Raw genomic sequence first — 5,037 nt, 5'->3', positions numbered from 1 at the left:
CTTATTTTTAAATAGGCAATATTTTGAGGCGTTTTTGCTAAGGTAAAATTATCGTGATATTGAAGAGTGGAATAGTTTTTATCAATGTAATTGATAATGTTTTCCTGAGACTTTTCAATTAATGCGGTATGTAATTCCCAGTAAGTTGAGTATTCAGGGTAGTTTTCTGAGTGCGCTTTTAATTCATCCCAAAATGACCACTTTCTTGGTGAGTAATGTGAAAGCCTATCAAGATCTTGATTGAGTAATATGGCATGACCGTCGCGTAATTCTTTAAGAAAGTCATCTATGATACTAAATAGCTCATCTTGCGTAGTTTTTGAGGTTATTCTTTTTTGCCAAAGTTTTCTCTGCTCAACCCAATTAATATTTTTATCTTTTGAAAATGCATAGTGCTCTTCAAAATTATTCATTAGAACGTCAAGAACAATATTGGCATTAAATTCATAGTTTTTGTCTTTAATACTAACAATTTTTTCGGATTGACATTGAGCGGGTAAACTATCTAATTTCGTTAGCTTTAACGGAAACAAACCACCAAAGTTAAGTAAGCGAGTATCTTTATTCACTTTTTTTGTTTCTTCAATGAACGAGATTTGTTCAAACTCATCGGTGATAAAGTGGTTTTCCAAACAATGCTTAGTTGTTAAATCAAAGGCTGTTGTTTTATTGTCCACAGTATGAAAAACGTAACCATAACCTTGGGTTTTCCAAGTTGTCTCAGTGGAGTTCGCAGAATTAATGGTACAAAGTACGGTGAGTAGAAATAACAAAATCCCTTTATTCAAAGTTTACTCCTAATAGTGAATCACAACCGAACTAGACTAAGCGTAGAATGCTGTCTTAAGCGGCAAATTGCTGTTGGCTAAAAGAACTGAGGTCCACCATTTTTAAAATTTGTAATTAATAGCTGATTTTACTGGTCGTCCACCTTAGGGCATGTTGTTAGGCAACGCTTTGCGCTATATTGCCCCGTAACCTTTTTATTTGGAATAGACTTACAACAATAAAACTAATGCCTATGCCTAACAAAAGCAGACTTGGTAACCATAAGGACATAAACCCACTTATTACAGGAGCTTTAACATTACCACCGCTATAAAGAACGGTTACTTGCTCTTGTTCTTTATAGCAAGCGGGACTACAACCATAATTAGACTCAAAAGTATGTTGTTTTTCAGTTTCATCCATGAAGCTTACTACAGGATATAGCGAGTCGTCTTTTCGAATTAACTCAATTACAGTGCCTTTTGCTGATAATGCGTTGTCGATAAAATCTGACGTACTTTTAGTAATATACAAGCCACCCAAAAACATCAGAACACCAAGTACCAGATACATATATCCTATCTTAATGTTGTTGTTCATTTTGCTGACGATACTGAACATACTTGAGTTACCTAAAAATTTAATAGTGCGCTCATCGCGCATATTTCTGCCGACTTAACGCTCATTAATCTACTTTATATAGTTTTAACAAATTACCTAAGGTATTACTATTACTAAGGTTTCTAAAATTTTTAAGTGAAATTAAATGAACTAATATGTGCTCATCGCTCAAGGCTGCCTGTAGTTACTCTGTTTTATCTTTAAATTCACACAAGTCTTCAACAATACAGCTGCCACACTTGGGTTTACGCGCTACGCAGGTGTAGCGCCCGTGTAGTATTAGCCAATGGTGAACGTCTACTTTAAATTCTTTTGGTACTACTTTTTCAAGCTTTTGTTCTACAGCGACAACATCTTTACCCATGGCAAGCTTGGTACGGTTGGATACACGAAATATATGTGTATCTACGGCTATTACAGGCCAGCCAAAGGCTGTGTTGAGTACAACATTAGCGGTTTTACGGCCAACGCCTGGTAGGGCTTCTAGGGCTTCACGATTTTCTGGCACGATGCTGTTATGTTCATCCACCAAAATTTGGCACATTTTGTACACGTTGGCAGCTTTAGAGTTAAATAAGCCGATGGTTTTTATATAATCACGCAGTGTATCGTGGCCTATATCTAAAATGGCTTGTGGTGTATTAGCAACAGGGAACAACTTTCGAGTGGCTTTATTAACGCCTACATCAGTTGCTTGTGCTGAAAGAGTTACTGCTACTAGTAACTCAAATGGGCTTGAATATTCAAGCTCTGTAACTGGATATGGGTTATCGTCGCGTAGGCGCGACAGTATTTGGTGACGTTTTTCTTTATTCATGCAACTTAAAACGTATTAGTGCTAATTGTTGCTCTAATACGTTTTCCCCTTAAGTTAAGCTAGTAACACGTGCTCGAGGGCCTTTTTCAGCCTCTGGCGGTGCAACTTGTTTTGATTTTATTTGTGCGTCAATTACGTTTTTTGCAGCAATAAGTAGCCCAAGCCCTAAAAAGGCACCCGGTGGTAAAATTGCCAGTAAAAATTGATTATCAAAATTAAATACTTCTATGCGCATGCTCTGTGCCCATGGGCCAAGTAATAAATCGGCTCCGTCAAACAGCGTACCTTGGCCGATTAATTCGCGCATAGCTCCTAACACTAACAATACAGCCATAAAGCCTAAGCCCATCATTAAGCCGTCAAATGCTGATAAATGAACAGGATTTTTAGAGGCGTATGCTTCGGCGCGGCCAATAATGGCGCAGTTAGTTACAATCAACGGGATAAAAATTCCCAATGATTGATATAAACCAAAGGTATAAGCGTTCATAAGTAATTGAACTATTGTTACAAAGCCCGCGATGATCATGACAAATACAGGTATACGAATATCTTTTGGCACCCAGTTACGCACAATTGATACGGTAACATTTGAGCCTATTAGTACGAGTAAAGTTGCTAAACCTAAACCTAAGGCATTTGTTACAGTTGAGGTAACGGCAAGCAGTGGACATAAACCTAAAAGCTGCACAAGGGCAGGGTTATTTACCCATACACCTTCTTTGTATAATGTTTTTAACTCACTCATTTAGCTACCTCCATACATTCGGCATTAGGTGCTGCAAAAATATCATCAAAATTAGTTTGTGCGAACAATACGGCATTTTTAACAGAGCCCACAACAGCACGTGGCGTTATGGTCGCGCCTGTAAATTGATCAAACTGGCCGCCATCTTTTTTTACAGCCCAGCGAGCGTCTTCTTCGCCTTCAACCGTTAAGCTTTTAAATGTTGTGATCCAAAGTGATTTTTTAACTTCTACTTTGTCGCCTAAACCAGGGGTTTCTTCGTGTTTAGTCGTACGCACGCCAGCAATAGTGCCATCGCTCAATACCGCTGTTAATAAGTTAATATCGCCACTGTAGCCATTTGGCGTAACATGCCTAATAACAACAGCGACTGGTTTATTGTTTTTACGAGCACGGTAAATTACTTGATTTGCGTACGGGCCTAGTTTTTCGTCAGTAATAACTACGCAATCTTGTGATAATTGATTGTCGTACGATTTTGGGTCGAGCACTTCTTGTAGCTGCGCAGTAAGTTGTAGCTGTTCTTGCTCTGCAATTTTATCGGCAGTAAGTGCATTGATCGAGGCAACTAAGCCTGTTGTTGCTAATGCAAACGCAGTTAAAATAGCACCATTTTTAGCCATTGACGAAATGATCATTTTACTGCTCCGTGGCCATAAGTACGCGGCTGTGTGTAGTAGTCTATTAGCGGCACTGCAATATTAATCAGTAATACGCTAAATGCGATAGCATCAGGAAAACCACCAAAGGTACGAATTAAATAAATTAGTAAGCCAATTAGCGCGCCATAAATTAAGCGCCCTTTGTTAGTTGTTGCTGCAGAGACCGGATCGGTTGCTATGAAAAAGGCTCCCATCATAGTGGCACCACTTAATAAGTGAAATAGGGTGCCCGGCTCTGTGCCTGGTGATGCGATATAACCAATAGCACTACATACAGCTAAAGTTACGATAAAACTAACAGGAATATGCCAGTTAATAATTTTTGCTTTTAATAAGTATAAACCACCGGCTAAAAAGCCTAAGTTAACCCAGGCCCAACCAAGGCCAGCCCATTCGTTAAATATTGGCTTTTGCATGCTCTCGGTAACGGTTAAACCGTGGGCTATGTCTGTTTTAACAGTATCTAGTGGTGTTGCCATTGTTAGGCCATCAACCCCTGCGCGTACTTGATCTAGGCTAAACCCAGAGGCCGTAAAATCGGTGAATATTAGCCTTAGCTGATCAGCAAAGCCTATTGGCGTATTTATTAAATCAGTAACAGGCAACCATGCGGTCATTTGCACCGGAAACGAAACTAATAGCAGTACATAAGCCGCCATTGCTGGATTGAATAAGTTAAACCCAAGGCCGCCATAAAGCTGTTTAACTATAACAATAGAAAATAAACAGCCAATAACGATTATCCACCAAGGCGCAAGTGGTGGAATACTCAATGCCAATAACACGGCAGTAAGCCACGCACTGCCATCACTTAATGCAGGCCAAACAGGGCGCTTTCGTATTAGCATTATTGCAGCTTCAAATACGCTTACAGCAACAAGCGCTAGTACGAGTTGAATAAGTACACCTGTTCCAAAAAAGAAAACTTGAGCAATTAGCCCAGGAATACACGCAGCAATAACGCTAAGCATTAATCGCGTTAACGATTTATGGCTGTGATTATGCGGCGAACTGGCCATGGTTAATTTCATGACTGATTATTTCCTTCTTTTTGTAACTTTTTAGCTTTTGCTCTCGCAATTGCAGCAGCCACGGCGGCTTTTTTCTTATCGTCGACTGATTTAGGTTTATCTGCTTCAGTAGAATTGGATGAGTCATCGGTGTTACTTTCTGCACTCTTAGGTGCTGCGCTATCAACTTGTAGCTCTTGGGGCTGAGTTTGTTCGGTATCTTCTAGTGCTTTAGCTGCTTTTTTAGCTTTTGCACGAGCAATGGCCGCCGCTACGGCTGCTTTTTTAGCATCAGCAGGCGTATCGCTTTGTGGCGCTTCACTCACGGTTTGCTCCGCTTCTTCTAATGCTTTAGCTGCTTTTTTAGCTTTAGCGCGAGCTATGGACGCCGCTACGGCTGCTTTTTTATCA

5 protein-coding genes and 2 pseudogenes are annotated in these 5,037 nt (G+C 39.8%); all 7 read right to left on the bottom strand.

Annotated elements, in window-relative coordinates; translation table 11 throughout:
• Positions 1-788, bottom strand: a pseudogene (locus tag H5072_RS11705) (peptidase); the annotation flags it as partial.
• Between the two features lie 157 nt (positions 789-945).
• Positions 946-1,431 carry a DUF3592 domain-containing protein gene (locus H5072_RS11700; RefSeq protein ID WP_149602384.1) on the bottom strand — a complete coding sequence of 162 codons (486 nt, stop codon included), beginning with the start codon at positions 1,429-1,431 and terminating at the stop codon, positions 946-948.
• A gap of 142 nt (positions 1,432-1,573) precedes the next feature.
• On the bottom strand, positions 1,574-2,206 hold the full coding sequence (gene nth, locus H5072_RS11695) for an endonuclease III (protein ID WP_182693612.1): 633 nt from the start codon (positions 2,204-2,206) through the stop codon (positions 1,574-1,576).
• A 49-nt stretch (positions 2,207-2,255) separates the two neighbouring features.
• A complete protein-coding gene (locus H5072_RS11690) occupies positions 2,256-2,954 on the bottom strand; it encodes an electron transport complex subunit E (RefSeq protein ID WP_024595474.1) in 699 nt (232 codons plus the stop codon).
• Positions 2,951-3,592, bottom strand: coding sequence for an electron transport complex subunit RsxG (gene rsxG, locus H5072_RS11685; protein ID WP_149602385.1), 642 nt, complete (start codon positions 3,590-3,592; stop codon positions 2,951-2,953). The genes H5072_RS11690 and rsxG overlap by 4 nt, the downstream gene beginning before the upstream one ends.
• Complete coding sequence (gene rsxD / locus H5072_RS11680; RefSeq protein ID WP_039487274.1) at positions 3,589-4,647, bottom strand: electron transport complex subunit RsxD; 1,059 nt, start codon at positions 4,645-4,647, stop codon at positions 3,589-3,591. Before rsxD ends, rsxG begins: the two co-directional genes overlap by 4 nt.
• A pseudogene (locus H5072_RS11675) lies at positions 4,644-5,037 on the bottom strand (electron transport complex subunit RsxC); the annotation flags it as partial. The gene rsxD and the pseudogene H5072_RS11675, both read right to left, overlap by 4 nt.

Origin of the sequence: Pseudoalteromonas sp. SR45-5, from assembly GCF_014163565.1 — a bacterium.
Lineage (GTDB): Bacteria > Pseudomonadota > Gammaproteobacteria > Enterobacterales > Alteromonadaceae > Pseudoalteromonas > Pseudoalteromonas distincta.
Note: the sequence above shows the minus strand (reverse complement) of the source record. Positions and strands in the feature narration are given on the sequence as shown.

What these genes read in the sequence shown, in the direction of transcription:
- H5072_RS11700 (WP_149602384.1), bottom strand. Translation starts at nt 1,431, where the DNA reads ATGCGCGATGAGCGCACTATTAAATTTTTAGGTAACTCAAGTATGTTC.
- nth (WP_182693612.1), bottom strand. Translation starts at nt 2,206, where the DNA reads ATGAATAAAGAAAAACGTCACCAAATACTGTCGCGCCTACGCGACGAT.
- H5072_RS11690 (WP_024595474.1), bottom strand. Translation starts at nt 2,954, where the DNA reads ATGAGTGAGTTAAAAACATTATACAAAGAAGGTGTATGGGTAAATAAC.
- rsxG (WP_149602385.1), bottom strand. Translation starts at nt 3,592, where the DNA reads ATGATCATTTCGTCAATGGCTAAAAATGGTGCTATTTTAACTGCGTTT.
- rsxD (WP_039487274.1), bottom strand. Translation starts at nt 4,647, where the DNA reads ATGAAATTAACCATGGCCAGTTCGCCGCATAATCACAGCCATAAATCG.